Origin of the sequence: Streptomyces albidicamelliae (assembly GCF_025642175.1) — a bacterium.
Classification (GTDB): domain Bacteria; phylum Actinomycetota; class Actinomycetes; order Streptomycetales; family Streptomycetaceae; genus Streptomyces; species Streptomyces albidocamelliae.
This window is the reverse complement of the sequence record NZ_CP106795.1, coordinates 2,630,300-2,649,991: the sequence shown is the minus strand read 5'-3', so window position 1 is coordinate 2,649,991 and position 19,692 is coordinate 2,630,300. Positions and strand designations below refer to the sequence as shown.

General features: G+C 72.6%; 20 protein-coding genes. 7 read left to right on the top strand and 13 right to left on the bottom strand.

All coding sequences use genetic code 11. The features are described from left to right. The first annotated feature begins 2 nt into the window (after positions 1 to 2). Genes N8I86_RS12275 through N8I86_RS12260 form a run of 4 tightly spaced genes read left to right on the top strand, consistent with a single transcriptional unit; the run spans position 3 to position 2,360 of the window. Positions 3 to 1,247, top strand: coding sequence for a ketosynthase chain-length factor (locus N8I86_RS12275; protein ID WP_073893209.1), 1,245 nt, complete (start codon positions 3 to 5; stop codon positions 1,245 to 1,247). Positions 1,248 to 1,268: 21 nt separating this feature from the next. Further along, complete coding sequence (locus tag N8I86_RS12270) at positions 1,269 to 1,523, top strand: acyl carrier protein (RefSeq protein WP_073893207.1); 255 nt, start codon at positions 1,269 to 1,271, stop codon at positions 1,521 to 1,523. A 1-nt stretch (position 1,524) separates the two neighbouring features. Further along, a complete protein-coding gene (locus tag N8I86_RS12265) occupies positions 1,525 to 2,004 on the top strand; it encodes an SRPBCC family protein (RefSeq protein WP_073893204.1) in 480 nt (159 codons plus the stop codon). Positions 2,005 to 2,027: 23 nt separating this feature from the next. Then, positions 2,028 to 2,360, top strand: coding sequence for a TcmI family type II polyketide cyclase (locus N8I86_RS12260; RefSeq protein WP_073893202.1), 333 nt, complete (start codon positions 2,028 to 2,030; stop codon positions 2,358 to 2,360). Positions 2,361 to 2,435: 75 nt separating this feature from the next. Here the strand turns inward: N8I86_RS12260 and N8I86_RS12255 are convergent, their stop codons facing one another. The 6 genes from N8I86_RS12255 to lipB form a co-directional block, all read right to left on the bottom strand. Beyond that, positions 2,436 to 3,431, bottom strand: coding sequence for a methyltransferase (locus tag N8I86_RS12255; RefSeq protein ID WP_073894105.1), 996 nt, complete (start codon positions 3,429 to 3,431; stop codon positions 2,436 to 2,438). A gap of 130 nt (positions 3,432 to 3,561) precedes the next feature. Continuing rightward, the gene (locus N8I86_RS12250) at positions 3,562 to 4,662 is read right to left on the bottom strand and encodes a right-handed parallel beta-helix repeat-containing protein (protein WP_073893199.1); all 1,101 of its coding nucleotides are present in this window, start codon (positions 4,660 to 4,662) and stop codon (positions 3,562 to 3,564) included. A gap of 158 nt (positions 4,663 to 4,820) precedes the next feature. After that, positions 4,821 to 5,510, bottom strand: coding sequence for a DUF4191 domain-containing protein (locus tag N8I86_RS12245; protein WP_123438114.1), 690 nt, complete (start codon positions 5,508 to 5,510; stop codon positions 4,821 to 4,823). A gap of 58 nt (positions 5,511 to 5,568) precedes the next feature. Continuing rightward, positions 5,569 to 5,769, bottom strand: coding sequence for an SCO2195 family GlnR-regulated protein (locus tag N8I86_RS12240; RefSeq protein WP_073893194.1), 201 nt, complete (start codon positions 5,767 to 5,769; stop codon positions 5,569 to 5,571). Positions 5,770 to 5,999: 230 nt separating this feature from the next. Further along, a complete protein-coding gene (gene lipA, locus N8I86_RS12235) occupies positions 6,000 to 6,965 on the bottom strand; it encodes a lipoyl synthase (protein WP_073893191.1) in 966 nt (321 codons plus the stop codon). Between the two features lie 108 nt (positions 6,966 to 7,073). Further along, the gene (gene lipB, locus N8I86_RS12230; RefSeq protein ID WP_073893188.1) at positions 7,074 to 7,871 is read right to left on the bottom strand and encodes a lipoyl(octanoyl) transferase LipB; all 798 of its coding nucleotides are present in this window, start codon (positions 7,869 to 7,871) and stop codon (positions 7,074 to 7,076) included. A 237-nt stretch (positions 7,872 to 8,108) separates the two neighbouring features. Between lipB and N8I86_RS12225 the strand changes: the two genes are divergently transcribed. Next, positions 8,109 to 9,566, top strand: coding sequence for a regulator (locus N8I86_RS12225; protein ID WP_073893186.1), 1,458 nt, complete (start codon positions 8,109 to 8,111; stop codon positions 9,564 to 9,566). Positions 9,567 to 9,610: 44 nt separating this feature from the next. Here N8I86_RS12225 and N8I86_RS12220 read toward each other — a convergent pair whose 3' ends face one another. Together N8I86_RS12220 and N8I86_RS12215 are read right to left on the bottom strand one after the other, a co-directional pair. Then, entirely contained in the window at positions 9,611 to 10,975 is a 1,365-nt protein-coding gene (locus N8I86_RS12220; RefSeq protein WP_263277767.1) for an NAD(P)/FAD-dependent oxidoreductase, read from the bottom strand. A 193-nt stretch (positions 10,976 to 11,168) separates the two neighbouring features. Then, positions 11,169 to 12,065 (bottom strand): TIGR01777 family oxidoreductase, encoded by an 897-nt coding sequence (locus N8I86_RS12215; RefSeq protein WP_263277766.1) that lies wholly within the window; start codon positions 12,063 to 12,065, stop codon positions 11,169 to 11,171. A 73-nt stretch (positions 12,066 to 12,138) separates the two neighbouring features. Between N8I86_RS12215 and N8I86_RS12210 the strand changes: the two genes are divergently transcribed. Beyond that, the gene (locus N8I86_RS12210; RefSeq protein ID WP_185091407.1) at positions 12,139 to 12,645 is read left to right on the top strand and encodes a GNAT family N-acetyltransferase; all 507 of its coding nucleotides are present in this window, start codon (positions 12,139 to 12,141) and stop codon (positions 12,643 to 12,645) included. A 16-nt stretch (positions 12,646 to 12,661) separates the two neighbouring features. Here N8I86_RS12210 and N8I86_RS12205 read toward each other — a convergent pair whose 3' ends face one another. Further along, positions 12,662 to 13,846 (bottom strand): MarP family serine protease, encoded by a 1,185-nt coding sequence (locus N8I86_RS12205; protein ID WP_073893151.1) that lies wholly within the window; start codon positions 13,844 to 13,846, stop codon positions 12,662 to 12,664. Positions 13,847 to 14,131: 285 nt separating this feature from the next. On the opposite strand from N8I86_RS12205, the gene N8I86_RS12200 reads away from it, so the two are divergent. Next, on the top strand, positions 14,132 to 14,362 hold the full coding sequence (locus N8I86_RS12200; RefSeq protein WP_263277765.1) for a hypothetical protein: 231 nt from the start codon (positions 14,132 to 14,134) through the stop codon (positions 14,360 to 14,362). Positions 14,363 to 14,371: 9 nt separating this feature from the next. On the opposite strand, the gene N8I86_RS12195 is transcribed toward N8I86_RS12200, so the two are convergent. From N8I86_RS12195 to N8I86_RS12180, 4 genes are all read right to left on the bottom strand, one after another. Continuing rightward, the gene (locus tag N8I86_RS12195) at positions 14,372 to 14,890 is read right to left on the bottom strand and encodes a DUF4240 domain-containing protein (RefSeq protein ID WP_123438118.1); all 519 of its coding nucleotides are present in this window, start codon (positions 14,888 to 14,890) and stop codon (positions 14,372 to 14,374) included. Positions 14,891 to 14,946: 56 nt separating this feature from the next. Then, positions 14,947 to 15,933, bottom strand: a complete 987-nt coding sequence (locus tag N8I86_RS12190; RefSeq protein ID WP_263277764.1) for a helix-turn-helix transcriptional regulator — start codon at positions 15,931 to 15,933, stop codon at positions 14,947 to 14,949. A 79-nt stretch (positions 15,934 to 16,012) separates the two neighbouring features. After that, positions 16,013 to 18,715 (bottom strand): pyruvate dehydrogenase (acetyl-transferring), homodimeric type, encoded by a 2,703-nt coding sequence (gene aceE / locus N8I86_RS12185; protein WP_263277763.1) that lies wholly within the window; start codon positions 18,713 to 18,715, stop codon positions 16,013 to 16,015. A 260-nt stretch (positions 18,716 to 18,975) separates the two neighbouring features. Then, the gene (locus N8I86_RS12180) at positions 18,976 to 19,599 is read right to left on the bottom strand and encodes a GntR family transcriptional regulator (RefSeq protein ID WP_073893133.1); all 624 of its coding nucleotides are present in this window, start codon (positions 19,597 to 19,599) and stop codon (positions 18,976 to 18,978) included. Positions 19,600 to 19,692: the final 93 nt, after the last annotated feature.

Here is a 19,692-nt window from a genome sequence, read left to right as displayed (position 1 = left end):
CGATGAGCGAACCACAGGACCGGCGTGCGGCCGTCACCGGAATCGGGGTGGTCGCGCCCAACGGCACCAGCACCGACACCTTCTGGAAGGCCACCCAGGAGGGCCTCAGCGTCCTCGGCCGGGTCACCCGCGAGGGCTGCGAGGACCTGCCCCTCAAGGTGGCCGGCGAGGTCCGCGCCTTCGACCCGGCCGACACCATCGAGGAGCGCTTCCTCGTCCAGACCGACCGGTTCACGCACTACGCCATGGCCGCGGCCGACTTCGCCCTGGAGGACGCCCGCCTCGGCCAGGCCGACACCTCCGAGGCGCCGTACTCCATCGGCGTGGTCACCGCCGCCGGCTCCGGCGGCGGCGAGTTCGGCCAGCGCGAGCTCCAGCGACTGTGGGGCAAGGGCAGCCGGTTCGTGGGCCCCTACCAGTCCATCGCCTGGTTCTACGCGGCGAGCACCGGCCAGGTCTCCATCCGGCGCGGCTTCAAGGGGCCCTGCTCGGTCGTCGCCTCCGACGAGGCCGGCGGCCTGGACGCCCTCGCCCACGCGGCCCGGGCGGTACGGCGCGGCACCGACGTGATCGTGGCGGGCTCCACCGAGGCGCCGCTCGCCCCGTACTCGATGGTCTGCCAGCTCGGCTACGACGAGCTCAGCCGCGAGACGGACCCGTCCCGGGCCTACCGCCCGTTCACGGACGGGGCGTGCGGGTTCGTGCCGGCCGAGGGCGGCGCGATGCTCGTGATCGAGGCCACCGGTGCCGCGCGGGAGCGCGGTGCCCCCGTCCGGGCGGTCGTGGCGGGCCACGGTGCCACCTTCACCGGCGCCTCCCGCTGGGCGGACACCCGGGAGGGTCTCGCCCAGGCCGTCCGGCAGGCGCTCGCGGAGGCCGACTGCGCCCCCGAGGAGATCGACGTCGTCTTCGCCGACGCGCTCGGGGTGCCGGAGGCGGACCGGGCCGAGGCGCTGGCGCTCGCCGACGTCCTCGGCGCGCACGGCACCCGGGTGCCGGTCACGGCCCCGAAGACGGGGACCGGCCGCGGCTACTGCGCGGCCCCCGTGCTGGACACCGCGGCGGCCGTGCTCGCGATGGAACACGGCCTGGTCCCGCCGACGCCGAACGTCTTCGACGTCTGCCACGACCTCGACCTCGTGACGGGCCGCGCCCGGGTCGCCGAACTGCGGACGGCGCTGGTCCTCAGCCGTGGACTCATGGGGTCCAACTCGGCACTGGTGCTGCGGCACGGCGCCGCGCACTGAGCACAGCAAAGGAGGAAGCACATGTCGCAGATCACCGTGGAAGAACTCGCCGCGCTGATGAAGAAGGCCGCCGGGGTGACCGTCAGCCCGCAGCAGCTCACGGAGAAGCCGGACACCGGCTTCGACGTCCTCGGCGTCGACTCGCTGGGCCTGCTCGGCATCGTCGGCGAGCTGGAGAACGCGCACGGCACCCCGATGCCGGTCGACGCCGAGCGCTGCAAGACGCCCCAGCAGTTCCTGAACCTCGTCAACACCACCCTGATGGCAGGAGCCTGAGATGGCAGGACACACCCAGAACGAGATCACCATCGCCGCCCCGCTGGACCTGGTCTGGGACATGACCAACGACCTGGAGCGGTGGCCGCAGCTGTTCAGCGAGTACGCGTCGGTGGAGATCATCTCCCAGGAGCGCAACCGGACGAAGTTCCGGCTGACCATGCACCCGGACGACAACGGCACCGTGTGGAGCTGGGTCTCCGAGCGTGAGCCGGACCGCGACACCCTCACCGTCAAGGCGCGCCGGGTCGAGACCGGGCCCTTCGCCCACATGGACATCCACTGGCGGTACGAGGAGGTCCCCGCCGGCACCCGGATGGTGTGGACGCAGGACTTCGCGATGAAGCCGGACGCACCGGTCGACGACGACTGGATGACCGACAACATCAACAAGAACTCCAAGGTCCAGATGGCCCTGATCCGGGACAAGATCGAGAAGGCGGCCGCCGGTCACCGGCCCGCCCCGGCGCTGGCCGACTGAGCCGGACGACAGGAGAAGAGACCGTGCACCAGGCCCTGATCGTCGCCCGCATGGCCCCGGGTTCCGCCCCCGACATCGCCAAGGTGTTCGCGGAGTCCGACCGGGGAGAGCTGCCGCACCTCGTCGGAGTCGTCCGGCGCAGCCTCTTCCAGTTCGGCGACGTGTACATGCACCTCATCGAGTCCGAGCGCGAGCCGGGACCGGCCATCGCCAAGGTCACCTCGCACCCCGAGTTCACCGAGGTGAGCGAGCGCCTCACGGCGTACGTCAGCGCGTACGACCCGGAGACCTGGCGGTCACCCAAGGACGCGATGGCCCAGCGCTTCTACCTCTGGGAGCGCGACGCCCGCGGCTGATCCTCCGTCCGGCCACCGGTGCCGGGCCCGCGTCCGACGCGGGCCCGGCACCGGTGTTCTCCGGGGGGAGTGCGCTCACGCGGGGACGATGCAGTCGAACGCGTGCAGGTAGGGATTGACCGGCCGGATGTCGTTGACGGTCAGACCCGCCGCCTTCAGCCGCTCGACCATGCTCTTCGTGGTGTGCTTGGCGCCGCCCACGTTCATGAGCAGCAGCAGGTCCATGGCGGTGCTGAACCGCATCGACGGGGTGTCGTCGACGAGGTTCTCGATGACCACGACCCGGGCGCCGGGACCGCCCGCACCGATCACGTTCCGCAGCAGCCTGGCCGTGGACTCGTCGTCCCACTCCAGGATGTTCTTGATGATGTAGACGTCGGCGTCGACCGGGACGGACACCCGGACGTCGCCCGGCACGATGTGCGCCCGGTCGGCGAGGTCGCCGCCCGGCCGCAGCCGCGCCACCGCGTTCTCCACCACCCGCGGCAGGTCGAGCAGGTGGCCCCGCATCGCGGGGTACTTGTCCAGCAGGCTGGCCACCACGTGCCCCTGGCCGCCGCCGATGTCCGCGACGGACGAGCTGCCGGACAGGTCGAGCAGCGCGGCGACGTCACGGGCCGACTGCTCGCTGGAGGTCGTCATCGCCCGGTTGAAGACGTCCGCCGACTCGGGGGCGTCCTCGTTCAGGTAGACGAAGAACTCCTTGCCGTAGAGGTCCTCGATCACGTTCCGGCCGGAGCGCACCGCCTCGTCCAGCCTGGGCCAGGCGTCCCAGGTCCAGGGCTCGGTGCACCACAGCGAGATGTAGCGCAGGCTGTTCGGGTCGTCCTCGCGCAGCAGCCGGGACATCTCGGTGTGGGCGAACGTCCCGTCCGGCCGCTCGGCGAAGACGCCGTAGCAGGACAGGGCGCGCAGCAGCCGGCGCAGCGGCTTCGGCTCCACCTTCACCGAGGCGGCGAGGTTCTCGACGGTCATGGGGGCGTCCCCGAGTGCGTCGGCGACGCCCAGCCGGGCGGCCGCGCGGACGGCGGCGGCGCACGCCGCCCCGAACACGAGCTCCCGCAGCCGCATCGACGGCGGAGGGGTGGGGGCCGCCCCCTGGGCGGACGGGGCCGAGAGCTCGGGGGATGGTGCGGTCATGTGCCGCCTTCCTTCCTTGCGTGGGTCTGGTACGGCGCGTGGGTCGGGTACGGCCGTCCGGTCAGCACAGGCCCGCGGGCTTCGAGGCCCGGCAGGAGTTGCCGTCGAACGCGTTGGCGCTCTTGGTGGATTCCTGGTTGACGAGGTCCGCCGGGGAGTTGTCCTCCAGCCAGTTGCCGGTGACCCGGTTCCGCTCGCTGGTGACGCCCACGAAGCTCTTGAACAGGACGATGCCGCCCGAGAGCGGGGACTTGCCGGAGTGGCCGGTGACCACGTTCCGCGTCACCAGGGCCTTCTCGGTACCGGTCAGGACGATGCCGGAGCCCTTCAGGTAGGGCAGCCGGGCGGTCTTCGCGCAGTACTTGTTGTTCCGCACGACGTGGTTGCCGGTGACGGTCAGGCTGCCCGCCTTCGGCTTGTTCTCGTCGCCGACGACGAACACGCCGGCGCAGTTGCCGGTGACGTAGTTGTGCGCGACGGTCAGGTTGCGCAGGCGGCGCACGGTGACGCCGATGCGGTTGTCCTCCAGGCGGTTGCGCTCGACGACCGCGCCCTTGCTGTCGGTGGCGCCTTCCTCGGCCTTCACGTTGTTGGCGAGGAACAGGCCGGCGTCACCGTTGCGCCGGGCGGTGTTCTCCCGGAACAGCCCGCGGGTGGAGTGCTCCTGGGCGATGCCCCACTGGCCGTTGTCGTCGGCGGTCACCCGTTCCACGGTCAGCCGGTCGGTGCCCATCGACCACAGGCCGATCCTGCTGAATCCGCTCACCTTCAGGTCGGCCACGGTGACGTTCTTCAGGGGGGTGTTCTTCCCCCCGACCACGCAGACGCCGTTGCCGCCCTCGAGGCAGCTGACGGAGGCCCTGGCGCCCCGTGCCGACTTCGCGGAGGGCGCCGCGGCCTTCTTCCTCACCGGCTCGATCACCGTGCGCGGGCCCACGCCCCGCAGGGTCAGTCCGGGCGTCTTGACCGTGACGCTCTCGTGGTAAGTGCCGGCCAGCACGAGCACCGTGTCGCCGGTCCTGGCGGCGTCGACCGCCTTCTGGATGGACTCACCGGGGTTCACCACATGGATCCGGTGGGCGGCCGACGCGGGGGTGGTGCCGGCCAGGGCGCCGATGAGTGCCGTCGTGCATGCGAGGTACGAGATATGGCGTTTTGTCACATTCGGCAGGCTACGAGCGCATGAGCCGATTACCGGCTGGATACTCCGTTCGGCGGCGTGTCATCCGTGCGGGTACGACGACGCGGCGCCCACCTGTCCGGACCACAGTCCGGGGCAGGTGGGCGCCGCGTCGGGATCGGCAGGTCGCCGGGGTGCCGTCAGCGTCCCTTCGGCATCCGCATGCCCTTGGGCATCGGCCCCTTGGGCACCGGCATGTTGCTCATCAGGTCGCCCAGGGCGCGCAGCCGGTCGTTGGTGGCGGTCACCTGGGGGCCGGTCAGCACGCGCGGGTACTTCAGCAGGGTCGTGCGCAGCTTCTTCAGCCCGACCTGGCCCTCGCCGTCGCCGACGATCACGTCGTGCACCGGAACGTCCGCGACGATGCGGTTCATCTTCTTCTTCTCGGCGGCCAGCAGGCTCTTCACCCGGTTCGGGTTGCCCTCGGCCACTAGCACGATGCCGGCCTTGCCGACCGCCCGGTGCACCACGTCCTGGCTGCGGTTCATCGCCACCGCGGGGGTGGTCGTCCAGCCCCGGCCGATGTTGTCCAGCACGGCCGCCGCGGCGCCCGGCTGGCCCTCCATCTGGCCGAAGGCGGCGCGCTCGGCCCGGCGGCCGAACACGATCGCCGTCGCCAGCAGGGCGATCAGCAGGCCGAAGATGCCCAGATAGACCGGGTGGCCGATCAAGAAGCCGATCGCGAGGAAGACACCGAGGGTGCCGATGCCGACGGCCGCGAGTACAAGACCGATCTTCTTGTCGGCCTTGCGGGTCATCTTGTACGTGAGGGCGATCTGCTTCAGTCGCCCTGCGTTCGCGGCGTCCGCCGCGGTTTCCTTCCTCGCCATGCCACGAAGTCTACGTGCCTCCGGAAGCGCCGACGACGGCAGTGCCGGTGCGAGGGGATCAGGAGCGGACGGCGGCCTGCTGCTCCAGGACGCGCTGCGCCTCGACCCGGTCCTTGGCGCGGCGGCGGTCCTCCAGCACGGAGGTCCAGGCGTTGCGGCGGGCGGTGCGCTGACCGCTGCTCATGAGCAGGGACTCGACGGCGCGGAGCGCGTCGGTGAAGGACGGGATGGCGGTGGCGCGGACGGGCGCGGCCTGCATGATCGAGGTCCCCCCTCGGGACGGGTGGTGTACGAGGCGTGATACCAGAGTCACTGATTGGTGTTACCAGGGCGTGACCGAGCGGTCAAACGCCGATGAAACCTTGATGCGGGACCCTCGAACGCCGACGCGGCCCTGACGGTCGCCCTCATCAGCGAGGACGGTCAGGACCGCGTCGTCTCGGCCATTACTGGCCAGTAGCTACTTGTGCGTGAATTCACACGCTCGGCTCACACCGCCTGGCCGGCGATGTACGCACCACGCTTCTCGACGGCCATCCGGTAAAGGCGCCCGGCGCGGTACGAGGACCGCACGAGCGGCCCCGACATGACGCCGGAGAAACCGATCTGCTCGGCCTCCTCCTTCAGCTCCACGAACTCGTGGGGCTTCACCCAGCGCTCCACGGGGTGGTGGCGGACGGAGGGGCGCAGGTACTGGGTGATGGTGACCAGCTCGCAGCCCGCGTCGTGCAGCTGCCGCAGCGCCTCGCCGACCTCCTCGCGGGTCTCGCCCATGCCGAGGATCAGGTTGGACTTCGTGACCAGACCGTAGTCGCGGGCCTCGGTGATGACCTTCAGCGAGCGCTCGTAGCGGAAGCCGGGGCGGATGCGCTTGAAGATGCGGGGGACCGTCTCGACGTTGTGCGCGAACACCTCGGGGCGGGCGGAGAAGACCTCCGCCAGCTGCTCGGGGACCGCGTTGAAGTCGGGGGCGAGGAGCTCGACCTTGGTGTGGCCGCCCTCACGGCCGGCCGTCTGCGCGTGGATCTGGCGCACGGTCTCGGCGTACAGCCAGGCGCCGCCGTCCTCCAGGTCGTCGCGGGCGACGCCGGTGATGGTCGCGTAGTTCAGGTCCATGGTGACCACGGACTCACCCACGCGGCGCGGCTCGTCGCGGTCGAGCGCCTCGGGCTTGCCGGTGTCGATCTGGCAGAAGTCGCAGCGCCGGGTGCACTGGTCGCCGCCGATGAGGAAGGTCGCCTCGCGGTCCTCCCAGCACTCGTAGATGTTCGGGCAGCCGGCTTCCTGGCAGACCGTGTGCAGGCCCTCGCTCTTCACGAGGTTCTGCATCTTCGTGTACTCGGGACCCATTTTCGCCCGGGTCTTGATCCACTCGGGCTTGCGCTCGATGGGGGTCTGGCTGTTGCGGACCTCCAGGCGCAGCATCTTGCGTCCGTCGGGTGCGACTGCGGACACGACCGGCTCCCTAAGCTTTGATTCCTCGGCGCACACCAGGGTACGCCCGTGTTCCTTGCGCCCTGCCGGTTAGGCCGACCTCGCGGATGCAGGGCGCGTTCCCGTCGGTCAGGCGGTCGCCTTCTCGATCACGCGGGGTGCGAGCTCCGCGTGCTCCAGGATGTCCTTCAGGTGCTTCTCGACCACCGGCAGGACCTCCTCGATCGTGAGGTCCCGGCCCAGCTCGGCCGCCAGCGAGGCCACCCCGGCGTCCCGGATGCCGCACGGGATGATCCGGTCGAACCACTTGTTGTCCGGGTTCACGTTCAGGGCGAAACCGTGCATCGTGACGCCCTTCGCGACGCGGATGCCGATCGCGGCGATCTTGCGGTCCTCGCGCCGCTGGCCCGCGTTGGAGGGGGCGTACTCGGGGCCGTTCAGCCGGGGGTCGAACTCCTCGTCGGCCAGCCGCGGGTCGAGGTCCAGGGACAGTCCGCCGAGCGCGGGCCGCTGCTCGACCGGGTCGCCGAGCACCCACACCCCGCTGCGGCCCTCGACCCGGGTGGTCTCCAGGCCGAACTCGGCGCAGGTGCGGATGAGGGCCTCCTCCAGCCGGCGCACATGGGCGACGACGTCCACCGGGCGGGGCAGCTTCTGGATCGGGTAGCCCACCAGCTGGCCCGGCCCGTGCCAGGTGATCTTGCCGCCGCGGTCCACGTCGATCACGGGGGTGCCGTCCAGCGGGCGCTCGCTGTCCGCGGTGCGGCGGCCGGCCGTGTACACCGGGGGGTGCTCCAGCAGCAGCACGGTGTCCGGGACCTCGTCGGCGAACCGGGCCGCGTGCACCCGGCGCTGCTCGTCCCAGGCCTCCTGGTACTCGACGGCGTCCGCGCCGAACCCCATGCGGACGAACCGCAACTCACTCACGGCAAGCGCCTCCCTCAGCGACCGGTGTCAGGCACGTAACGCGCCCACGCCACTGTACGTCCGGCCGGCGTACGTCAGCCGTGGGGCCAATCCTCACACGATCGGATGAATCGCTGGGGAACTATGCGATCGTCTGCTCACTCTCCGCTACATTCGCGCCGTTCGTGAGGGCAAAAGGGCTGCTCACAGGCAATCCCGGCACTTCACAAGCCCGGAAGGCAGGAGACCGTACCGCAGATGACGGACCGACCCGCGCAGCGCACTCCCAACCGACAGCTCGCCGCGCTCATCGCAGAAGCGGGGTTCTCCAACGCGGGTCTGGCTCGTCGCGTCGACCAGCTCGGCCTGGAGCACGGGCTGGACCTCAGATACGACAAGACCTCGGTCACCCGCTGGCTGCGCGGGCAGCAGCCGCGCGGCACGACCCCCGCCCTCATCGCCGAGGTGTTCACCCGTCGGCTCGGCCGCCGGCTCACCGCCCAGGACCTCGGCCTGGACGCCTGTGCCCCGGTGTACGCCGGGCTGGAGTTCGCGGCCACCCCGGAGGAGGCCGTCGACATCGTCAGCGGGCTGTGGCGCAAGGACTCCGGCAGCCACGCCGAGCTGCGGAAGATCGCCTTCACCCCGGCCGGCCTCGTGGTGCCGAGCCGGGACTGGCTGATCGGCAAGCCCGACGACAGGGTGGCCCGTGAACCGGTGGCCCGGGTGCCCGCGCAGGGGAGGCCGGCCGCGGCCAAGCCCCTGCCGCTCGCCCCGCCGCGGGTGCGCGGGCACGCGGAACGAGCCACCGGCCACCGGGTCTCCGGCGGCGACATCGCCGCGCTGCGCTCGGTCGGGGAGCTGTTCCGCACCCTCGACGACCGCTTCGGCGGTGGCCACGCCCGGCAGGCCCTGGTGCGCTATCTGGAGCACGAGTGCGAGTCGATGCTGCGCGGCAGCTACGACGAGCAGACGGGGCGCCGCCTGTTCGCGGCCGCGGCGGACCTCACCCGGCTCGCGGGCTGGACGTCGTACGACATCGCCGCGCACGGGCTCGCCCAGCGCTACTTCGTCCAGGCCCTGCGGCTCGCCCAGGCGGCGGGCGACCGGCCCTACGGCTCCTACGTCCTCGTCACCATGAGCCGCCAGGCCGTCTACCTGGGCCACGGCCGGGAGGCCGTACAGCTGGCCCGGGTGGCCCAGCAGGGCGTCGGCACCGGCGCCCCGCCGGTCGTCCAGGCGCTGCTGCACGCGTCCGAGGCGAGGGCGCACGGCGTCCTGGGCGAGGTGCGGGCGTGCACCGCCGCGCTGGTCCGGGCCGAGCGGGCCCTGGAGGCCGCCCGGCCGGGGGACGAGGTGCCGTACTGGGCGAGGTTCTTCGACGAGGCGCAGCTCGCCGACGAGCTGGGGCACTGCCACCGCGATCTCCAGCAGTTCCGGGCCGCCGCGCAGCACGCCGAGCGCTCCCTGCAGCTGCGCGCCCCCTCCTACGCGCGCAGCCGTCTGTTCTGCCGGGTCGTCCTCGCCACCGCCCGGCTCGGCCTCGGCGAACTCGACCAGGCCTGCGCGCTGGCCGCGGAGGCCGCGGGCCAGGCGGCGGAGATGCGCAGCGCCCGCGCGGTGGAGTACGTCAGGGACTTCGAACGCCGGCTGGAGCCGTACCGGGACGCGGCGCCGGTGCGCGGCTACCGGGAGAAGGTGGCCGCCCTGGGCTGAGCGGGGGCGCGCGGCCGGCCGTGCGCCCCCCGTGCAGGGGTGCGCTACGCCGCCCTCGGCAGCGTCGGCGCCGGGTCGGCCCGGTGCATCGAACCCGTGGCGCCGAGGTCCGTGAGGATCGCCGCGGCGGCCCGGTGGGCCGAGTGCAGGGCGCCCTGGACGGTGCTGGTGTCCCGGTGGTCGCCGCACACGTACAGTCCGGCCAGCAGCCGCACCGGACGGCGCAGGTCGTGCGGCGGGCGCATCGCCGGTACCGCCTCCGGCGTGTGGTGCACGGCCAGCGTCTCCCAGCGGCGCGTGGAGGTGCCGTAGAGGCGGGAGAGATGGATGCGGACCGCCGTGTCCACGCTCTCCGGCGGCCTGCCCAGCACCGTCGAGGAGATCAGCACCCGTCCGGCCGGCGCCCGGCTCGGGTCCACGTTGCTGAGCACCGCCGTGTGCGCCACCGGCCCGCCCCGGTCGGCGTCCAGCAGCAGCGAGGCGCCGGCCGCGAAGGACGCCGAGGGCTCGTCGGTGGTGTGGTGGACGACGGTCACCGGGTGGAAGTCCGGTACCCGGAGCCCGGGCAGCAGCCGCGCGGCGGCCCGCGCGTCGGTCGCCAGCAGTACCGCCCGGCAGCGGATCTCCCCGTGCTCGGCGGTGGTCACCGAGGTCGTGGACACGGAGGTGACCCGCACCCCGGTGTGCACGGTGCCGGCCGGCAGCGCCCGCGCCAGCAGTTCCGGCAGCATCTCCGCGCCGCCCTCCGGGACGCACAGCCGTCCGCTCGCGAAGGCCCGCAACGCCAGGTCGGCACACCGGCTGGACGTGCTCAGCCCGGGATCGCACAGCAGCGCGGCGAGCAGCGGGCGCAGAAAGCCGTCGATGGTCCGGGCGGGCACCCCGCGCTGGGCGAGGGCCTGGGCGGCGGGCATCTCGGGGCGGGCCAGGATGCGCTCGACGGGGGTCGAGGCGATCCTCCCGAGCGCGGCGCCCAGCCGCGCCTGGTCCACCGCGCCGCCCACCGGCGCACCGGCCCGGCCGGGCGCGACCGCCGGGTTCCGAGGGGCGCTCGCCAGGGCGCGCACCGCGTGGAGTGCGCCCCTTGCGCTTCCTCCGGCCGCCGGTGCGCCCGCGCGATGGGTGCGTCCGTCGCGGTGCAGGAGGACGCCCGGCGCGAACCGGCGCACGGGCAGGGATTCCAGGCCCGGCGTCAGCCGGAGTTCGGGAAAGGACGTGGACAGCAGCTGTCCTATGCGGTCGAGCCGGAAGCCGTCGACCTTCTCCGTCGACATCCGGCCGCCCGCACAGGGAGCGGCTTCCAGGACTGCGGTCGTGATTCCTGCGCTGGTCAGCCGATGAGCCGCCGAGAGGCCGGCGATTCCGGCTCCCACGATGACGACGTCCACCTGGTACACGGGCTCAAGCACGAGGCCCCTCCTGTGGTTGCGCGGCCGGTGGAGACGTCATGCCCCCAACAGGCTTCGGGGATACCCGAGTTCGGGTCGAGGTTAGGGCTCCTACCGGTCAGGTTCAGTCGCGCATCGACAGGGCACGGTCGCATGGAGGTCGCATACGGTCACGTCCGTTCTCCGGTGTTACAGGCACTGGTCCGCGGCCGGCTCAGCCCGCCGCACGGATCGCGTCGTCGATGCCCGGGAACGCGAACCGGAACCCCGACTCCAGCAGCCTCGCGGGCACCACCCGCTGACTGCCCAGCACATCCCCGGCCAGCTCGCCCAGCGCCGCCCGCAGCACCGGCGCCGGCACCGGGAACAGGGCAGGACGGCGCAGCACCCGGGCCATCGCCTCGGTGATCTCACGGTTCGTCAGCGGCTCGGGCGCCGTCAGGTTGAACGGGCCCGACAGCGACTCGCCGTCGATGAGATGCCGGATCGCCGCGACCTCGTCGGCCAGCGCGATGTACGACCAGTACTGCCGGCCGTCGCCGAGCCGCCCCCCGAGCCCCGCCTTGAACAGTGGGAACAGCCGCCCCCAGGCACCGCCGCCGCGCGCCACCACCAGCCCCGTCCGCACGAACACCGTCCGCACGCCCGCCTCCTCGGCCGGCGCCGCCGCCTCCTCCCACTCCACGCACAGCGACGGCAGGAAACCGTCGCCCGGCGGGGCGCTCTCGTCCACCACCCGGTCACCGGTGTCGCCGTAGAAGCCGATCGCGCTGCCGCTGACGAACACCTTCGGCGGCTCCGCCAGCGAGGCGACCGCCTCCGCCAGCGCCGCGGTGCCCAGCACCCGGCTGTCCCGGATCAGCCGCTTGTACTCCGGGGTCCAGCGCCGGTCGCCGATCCCGGCCCCGGCCAGGTCGACCACCGCGTCACAGCCGATCAGCCCCGCCGCGTCCACGGAGCCCCGCTCCGGATCCCAGCGGACCTCCCCGGGACCCCGGGGCGCACGCCGCACCAACCGGACCACCTCGTGCCCGTCGTCGGTCAGGGACCGCACCAGGGCGCTGCCGATGAGACCGGACGCACCGGCCACCGCGATTCGCGAACGTTCCATGACCCCAGCATGACCGCAGGGCCCGCGCGTAACCCGGTGGGACGCCGGGGGCAGCCCCCGTAGGGTGATCGGCATGCCGCAACCGCACATACGCCCGGCCCGCCCCGAGGACGGCGGTGACCTGGCCGCACTCGACCGGGCCGTCTGGTCCACCCTGCACGCCGTGACCCCCGCGCCGGAGCCGCCCTACGAGCCCTTCTTCGACGAGCGGCACACCCCCGACGACTACCTCGTCGCCGAACTCGACGAACCCGCCGCGCTCAAGGGGCGCGTCGCCGGCTACGTCCGCCTGGTCCACGCCACCCCGCTGGCCTCCAACGCGCACGTCCTCGCGATCCAGGGCTTCGCCGTGGCCGAGGAGGCACGCGGCCGGGGCGTCGGGCGCCTGCTGATCCGGGCCGCCGCCGCGGAGGCGCGCAGGCGTGGTGCCCGGCGCCTCACCCTGCGGGTCCTCGGGCACAACACCCCGGCCCGCACTCTCTACGAGTCCGAGGGCTTCACCGTGGAGGGCGTGCTGCCCGAGGAGTTCCACCTCGACGGCCGCTACGTCGACGACGTCCTCATGGGCCGCCGGCTCTGACCCGGCCGCCCGGCGCTCACGAGTCGACCAGCTCGCCCGTGTCCACCGGGAGGGTCGCCAGGGCCGCGCGGGACGCGTCGTTCGCCACCTCGGCCGCCGTCAGCACGTACCCCGTCTCGGCGTCCGAGGTGGAGCGCGCGAAGACCACCCCGAACACCCGGCCCTCGGTGGTCAGCAGCGGGCCGCCGGAGTTGCCCGGCCGCACCGTGGAGCGGATCGAGTAGATCTCCCGGGTCACCGCGCGGTCGTTGTAGATGTTCTGGCCGGTCGCCCGCACCCGGTTCGCGACCGTCGCCGCCTGCAGGTTCAGGCTCCCGTCCTGCGGATAGCCGGCCACCACGGCCGAGTCGCCGCGCACCGCGCTCGTGTCGAAGCGCAGCACCGGTGCGCTCAGCCCCGGCACGAACAGCACCGCCACGTCCCGGTCGGGGTCGAAGAGCACCACCCGGGCCTCGTACGACCGCCCGACCCCGCCCACCCGCACGCTCGGCCGGTCGATGCCCGCCACCACGTGCGCGTTGGTCATCACGTGCCGGGCCGAGTAGACGAAGCCACTGCCCTCCCGCCCCTCGGCCCCCGAGGCACCCTCGATCTTCACCGTGCTCAGCCGGGCCGCGCTCGCCGCCGCCGGGGTGACGCTGTCACCGGTGGGCCGCGCCACCCGCGCCGTCGACTCGTTCTCGAACGGATTGAAGACCTGCGGGAAGCCCGCCTCGGTCAGCGCGGACGTGGCCCGCGAGAACCACGCGGGCGTGGTGTCCGGCATCGCCTCCTGCACCGCGCCCAGCACCGCCGAGTTCCGCAGCGCCGAGGCCAGGCCCTGCGAGGGGGCCGCGCCCAGCACGCTCGCCGCCACCCAGGCCACGACCAGGACCGCCACCGAGTTCGCCGCCGCGCCGCCCAGACCGTCCGCCACCCGCAGCGGTCCCCGGTCCAGCTCGCCGCGCAGCCGCAGCGCCAGCCGGCCCGCCAGCGCGTGCCCCACCACCGCCGGCACCAGCACCGTCGCCACCGCGAGCACCGTCGCCTGCGCCGAACCGCGCTCCACCAGATCCATGACCCACGGCAGCATCCACACACCGACGGCCGCACCGCCGACGAAGCCGGCCAGGGAGACGCATCCGGCCACCAGCCCGCGCCGGTAACCGGACACCGCGTAGACGAGGACCACCAGCACAAGCACCAGGTCGAGCAGGTCCACGGAGCCGCCTTTCTGTAGGACCCCTCAGTACGGACGGGGCGGGCCCGCTGATCAGCCACGCACACATGAGCGGCCACCGGACGGCGAACCGGCCATGTGAGCGTGTACCCGCAGAAACGTCCCGGACCAGGACGATGGTTCCACCAGGTGGCACAGCGCACATCGCGGGCACGGAACAACGCCCCGAGAGTGGGACCATGCGTGTCGTCCGAAGAGCTCCGGGGCCACCGGCACGACGAGCCGCGCGGCTCCCCGGCGCCCTGCCGGTGACCGGAGGTGGGGACCATGAAGAGCAGTCGTACCGGGACCGCGCGGGAGTGGACCGGCTGGATCCGGACCGTCCGGGCCCCCTGGGTGGTGGTATGCGCGGTCGCCAGCGTCGTCCTCGGACCCGCCGCCGTCACCGCGTCCGCCCTCGACCGGGCCAACGCCGCCCCGCCGCACCACGCCCACCGGGCCGCCGGCGTCCAGGCCCACCTGCCGGCGGACACCACCCGCGGGCGCCCGGCCGTCTGACCCGGGCCGTCACTCCCTGAACCGCTCCCACAGCCGGGGATACCGCTGCGCGAGCGCCCCTTCGTTCTCGAAGTCCACGGGCGTCCCCTCCGGTTCGGAGGGCGCCGGGGCGATGCCGAGGTCGGGCGCGACGGTGCCGGTCAGCTGCTCGTAGGCCTCGTCCGCCGCGTAGCCCAGCTCCTCGCCGTCGCCGTCGATCTCGTCGTCGAAATCGTCCAGTAGCTCGGCCAGCGAGTCCGGTTCGTGCACGGCGCCCTCGAAGACCTCCCGGCCCTGGCCGATCAGCCAGCACCGGAAGAAGTCGAACGCGTCGTCGCTGCACCCGTCCAGCAGCACCCAGGCGGCACCCCACAGGTCCCAGCGGTAGGCGCGGTTGTAGCGGGCCTCGAAGTGACGGGCGAAGTCCAGGACCAGTTCGGGGTCCATCTGGAGCAGCCGGTCCACGAGCACGTCGGCCTGCTCCTCGGGATCACCCTCGGCGGCCGCGCGCGTGGTGTCGATCAGCTCCCAGAACTCCGTCTCGTCCATCACGGCACCAGCATCGGGCCTGGGCCGGTGGGCCGCACGCGGAGTACCGCGGATCGTTACCCGCCGTCCGCGCCCCGGTAGAGCGCCGCGATCCGGGCCGCGTCCGCCGCGAACCGCTCCCGCAGGGCCGCCGGTGCCAGCACCTCGGCCTCCGGTCCGAGTGCGGTCAGCTGGGAGTGCGCGACCTCCTGCGACTCCACCGGCAGCGTCACCGTCACCCAGCCTCCGGCGTCCGGCTGGCCCGCACCGCCGAGCGCCTCCCGCGCGGACAGCGGATCGACGGCGTACGGCAGCCTGCGCACGCCCTCCGGGGACAGCCGTACGACGGCCTCGGCGCGCAGGATCGACCGCGCGAACCGCTCGGCCTCGGCCGCCCAGTGACCGGGCAGGTCGAAGTCCTCGTCCCGCTCGTAGCGCTCGTCGAGGACGTCCAGCGCACCGAACCGGTCGATCCGGTAGGTGCGGACGGAACCGCCGCCGGCCACCCGCGCGCACAGGTACCAGACGCCCGCCTTCAGCACGAGCCCGTACGGCTCCAGCGTCCGCCGGACCTCCTCGTCCCCGCGGCGGTAGCGGGCGGCGACCCGCCGGTCCTCCCAGACCGCCTCGGCGAGCACGGGGAGCAGCGCGGGCGTCTCCGGCTCCCGGAACCAGGCGGGTGCGTCCAGGTGGAACCGCTGGGCGGCACTGTCCGGGGCGTCCCGCAGCGACGGCAGCAGCGCGGCGGAGACCTTCAGCCGGGCGGCCGAGGCGGCGTCCTCCAGGCCCATCTCCCGCAGCGCCCCCGGCACCCCGCTGAGGAACAGCGCCTCGGCCTCGCTCCGGGCCAGCCCGGTGAGCCGTGTCCGGTACCCGCCGACCAGCCGGTACCCGCCGGCCCGCCCCCGGTCGGCGTACACCGGCACCCCCGCCTCCGACAGCGCCTGCGCGTCCCGGGTGACCGTCCGCTCCGACACCTCCAGCTCCCGCGCCAGCTCGGCCGCGGTCATGACCGGGCGGGACTGGAGCAGGAGGACCATCTTGATGAGCCGGGCGGCGCGCATCCCCTCATGATGCCGGGGACCACCGACAGGAAGGGGGTACGGCGGCTGCCGTACCCCCTTCCCCGGGACCCCGGTGCGACTACAGCCCGTACTTCTCGCGGGCTTCCTTCACCGACGCCGCCTTGACCTCACCGCGTGCCGCCAGCTGGGCCAGGGCCGCGACGACGATCGACTGGGCGTCGACGCCGAAGTGGCGGCGGGCGGCCTCACGGGTGTCCGACAGACCGAAGCCGTCGGCGCCCAGCGAGGACCAGTCCTGCTCGACCCACTGCGCGATCTGGTCCGGCACCTGGCGCATGTAGTCGGAGACCGCGAGGACCGGGCCCTCGGCGCCGTGCAGCGCCTGGCGGACGTACGGCACGCGCTCCTCGCCGCGCAGCAGGGCCGCGTCGGCCTCCAGCGCGTCGCGGCGCAGCTCCGACCAGGAGGTCGCGGACCACACGTCGGCGGACACGCCCCACTCCTCCGCGAGCAGCCGCTGCGCCTCGAGGGCCCAGTGGATCGCCGTGCCCGAGCCGAGCAGCTGGATGCGCGGGGCGTTGGCCGGGGCGGTCACACCCGCGGACTCCGCCGTGTTGAAGCGGTACAGGCCCTTGACGATGGCCTCGTCGATGCCGAGCCCGGCCGGCTTGGCCGGCTGCGGCATCGGCTCGTTGTAGACCGTCAGGTAGTAGAAGACGTTCTGGTCCTCGCCCGGCTTGGCCTCGCCGTACATCCGGCGCAGACCCTCACGGACGATGACCGCGATCTCGTAGGCGAACGCGGGGTCGTACGTCAGCGCCGCCGGGTTGGTGGCCGCGATCACGGGGGAGTGGCCGTCGGCGTGCTGGAGGCCCTCGCCCGTCAGCGTCGTGCGGCCGGCCGTCGCGCCGACGAGGAAGCCGCGGCCGAGCTGGTCGCCGAGCTGCCACATCTGGTCGGCGGTGCGCTGCCAGCCGAACATCGAGTAGAAGATGTAGAAGGGGATCATCGCCTCGCCGTGCGTCGCGTACGCGGTGGACGCGGCGATGAAGTCGGCCATCGAACCGGCCTCGGTGATCCCCTCGTTGAGGATCTGGCCGTTCTTGGCCTCCTTGTAGTACATCAGCTGGTCGCGGTCGACCGGCTCGTACGTCTGGCCCTTGGGCGAGTAGATGCCGAGGGACGGGAAGAGCGACTCCATACCGAAGGTGCGCGCCTCGTCGGGGACGATCGGCACCCAGCGCCGGCCCGTCTCCTTGTCGCGGACGAGGTCCTTGACCAGGCGGACGAAGGCCATCGTGGTGGCCACGTTCTGCGAGCCGGAGCCCTTGTCGAAGGAGGCGAAGGCCTTCTCGGCGGGGGCGGGCAGCGGGGCCAGGGCGTGCGTGCGGCGGGCCGGGGCGGGGCCGCCGAGGGCCGCGCGGCGCTCCTGGAGGTAGCGGACCTCGGGGGAGTCGGCGCCCGGGTGGCCGTAGGGCACCACGCCGTCGGTGAAGTCGCTGTCCTTGATGGGCAGCTCCAGCAGGTCCCGCATCGTCTTGAACTCGTCCACCGACAGCTTCTTCATCTGGTGGTTGGCGTTCTTCGACGCGAAGCCCTCGCCGAGGGTGTGGCCCTTGACCGTCTGGGCCAGGATCACGGTCGGGGCGCCCTTGTGCTCGACGGCGGCCTTGTACGCGGCGTAGACCTTGCGGGCCTCGTGACCACCGCGGGAGAGGTGGAAGCACTCGAGGATCTTGTCGTCGCTCAGCAGCTTCGCCATCTCGGCGAGCGCCGGGTCCTTGCCGAAGAAGTCCTCGCGGATGTAGGCGGCGCCGCGGGTCTGGTACGTCTGGATCTGCGCGTCGGGCACCTCGCGCAGGCGGCGTACGAGCGCGCCGGTGGTGTCGAGCTGGAACAGCTCGTCCCAGGCCGTGCCCCACAGCGTCTTGATGACGTTCCAGCCGGCGCCGCGGAACTGGGCCTCCAGCTCCTGCACGATCTTGAAGTTGGCGCGGACCGGTCCGTCGAGGCGCTGCAGGTTGCAGTTGATGACGAAGGTGAGGTTGTCGAGCTCCTCACGGGCGGCGAGCGCGATGGCCGCCGTCGACTCCGGCTCGTCCATCTCGCCGTCGCCGAGGAAGGCCCAGACGTGGGACGCGGAGACGTCCTTGATGGAGCGGTTGGTGAGGTAGCGGTTGAAGCGCGCCTGGTAGATCGCCGACAGCGGGCCGAGGCCCATGGACACCGTCGGGAACTCCCACAGCCAGGGCAGGCGGCGCGGGTGCGGGTACGACGGCAGGCCGTTGCCGCCGGCCTCCTGGCGGAAGTTGTCCAGGTGGACCTCGTCGAGGCGGCCGTCGAGGAAGGCGCGGGCGTAGATGCCGGGGGAGGCGTGGCCCTGGATGTACAGCTGGTCGCCGGAGCCGTCCGCCTCCTTGCCCTTGAAGAAGTGGTTGAAGCCGGTCTCGTACAGCCAGGCCGCGGAGGCGAAGGTGGCGATGTGGCCGCCGACGCCGTGCTTCGCGCCGCGGGTCACCATCGCCGCCGCGTTCCAGCGGTTCCAGGCGGTGATCCGGGCCTCCATCTCCGGGTCACCGGGCAGGCCCGGCTCGGCGGAGGTGGGGATGGTGTTGACGTAGTCCGTCTCGAGGAGCTTCGGCAGCGCGACGCCGCCCGCTTCGGCCCGCTCCAGCGTGCGGCGCATCAGGTACGCGGCGCGGTGCGGCCCCGCCTCCCTGGCCACGGCGTCCAGGGAGGCCTGCCATTCGGCGGTCTCCTCCGGGTCGCGGTCCGGGAGCTGGTCGAGCGCGCTCGGCTGGATGGCCTTGGGGTCGGTCATGTCGCCGCCTTCCTCAGTCGAAGGGGGTTCCCTCATCGGTAAGGGTTCGGGGGTGCCCTTGTGTCTTTGGCAGGACAGGGCAGCGGACCTCGGTGGAGGTCCGTCGGCGACTGTAACTCCCTGATCGATGATCGATCAAAGGGTTGAGGGCGAAAACCTCTTGATTTGGAGAAAGTCGGCACGCGGTGCCTTGGGCGCGGGCACCGGGTGCCGCAGTCGATCAGGGTTTTCGCAGGTGAGCGCGGGCGTGCTCGACTGGATCAAGGGCGCGGGGCGCAGCCGAGGACGTGGGCCTTCACCAGCTCCGCGATCCTCGGGTCCCGGCGCTTGAACGCCTGCACCAGCTCCTCGTGCTCCTCCGCGTAGGACTGCTGGACCGTGCCCAGCCAGCGGATCGACAGCGCCGTGAAGACCTCGATGCCGAGGCCCTCCCAGGTGTGCAGCAGCACCGAGTTGTCCGCGGCGCGCACCAGCTCGCGGTGGAAGCCGACGGTGTGCCGGACCTGGGCCGTGCCGTCGGCGTCCCGGTCGGCCTCGTACAGGGCCAGCACGTGCGGCTCCAGGGCCGAGCAGTCCTCCGCGAGGCGGGCCGCCGCCAGCTCCGCGGCGATGGCCTCCAGGCCCGCCCGGACCGGGTAGCTCTCCTCCAGGTCGGCCGCCGTCAGGTTCCGCACCCGTACGCCCTTGTTCGGCGCGGACTCGATCAGCCGCAGCGACTCCAGCTCGCGCAGGGCCTCCCGGACCGGGGTCTGACTGACCTCCAGCTCGGTGGCGATCCGGCGCTCGACGATCCGCTCACCCGGCTGCCAGCGCCCGCTGACGATCCCCTCCACGATGTGCTCGCGGATCTGCTCGCGCAGCGAGTGGACGACGGGCGCGGTCATGAGGGCTCCTTCGGAAGGGGCCGTGCTGGGCCCCCGGGGCTTCGACGTTTAGACAATACGGCCGGTTCGCTCGGCGAGCAGGGCGCATGGGGG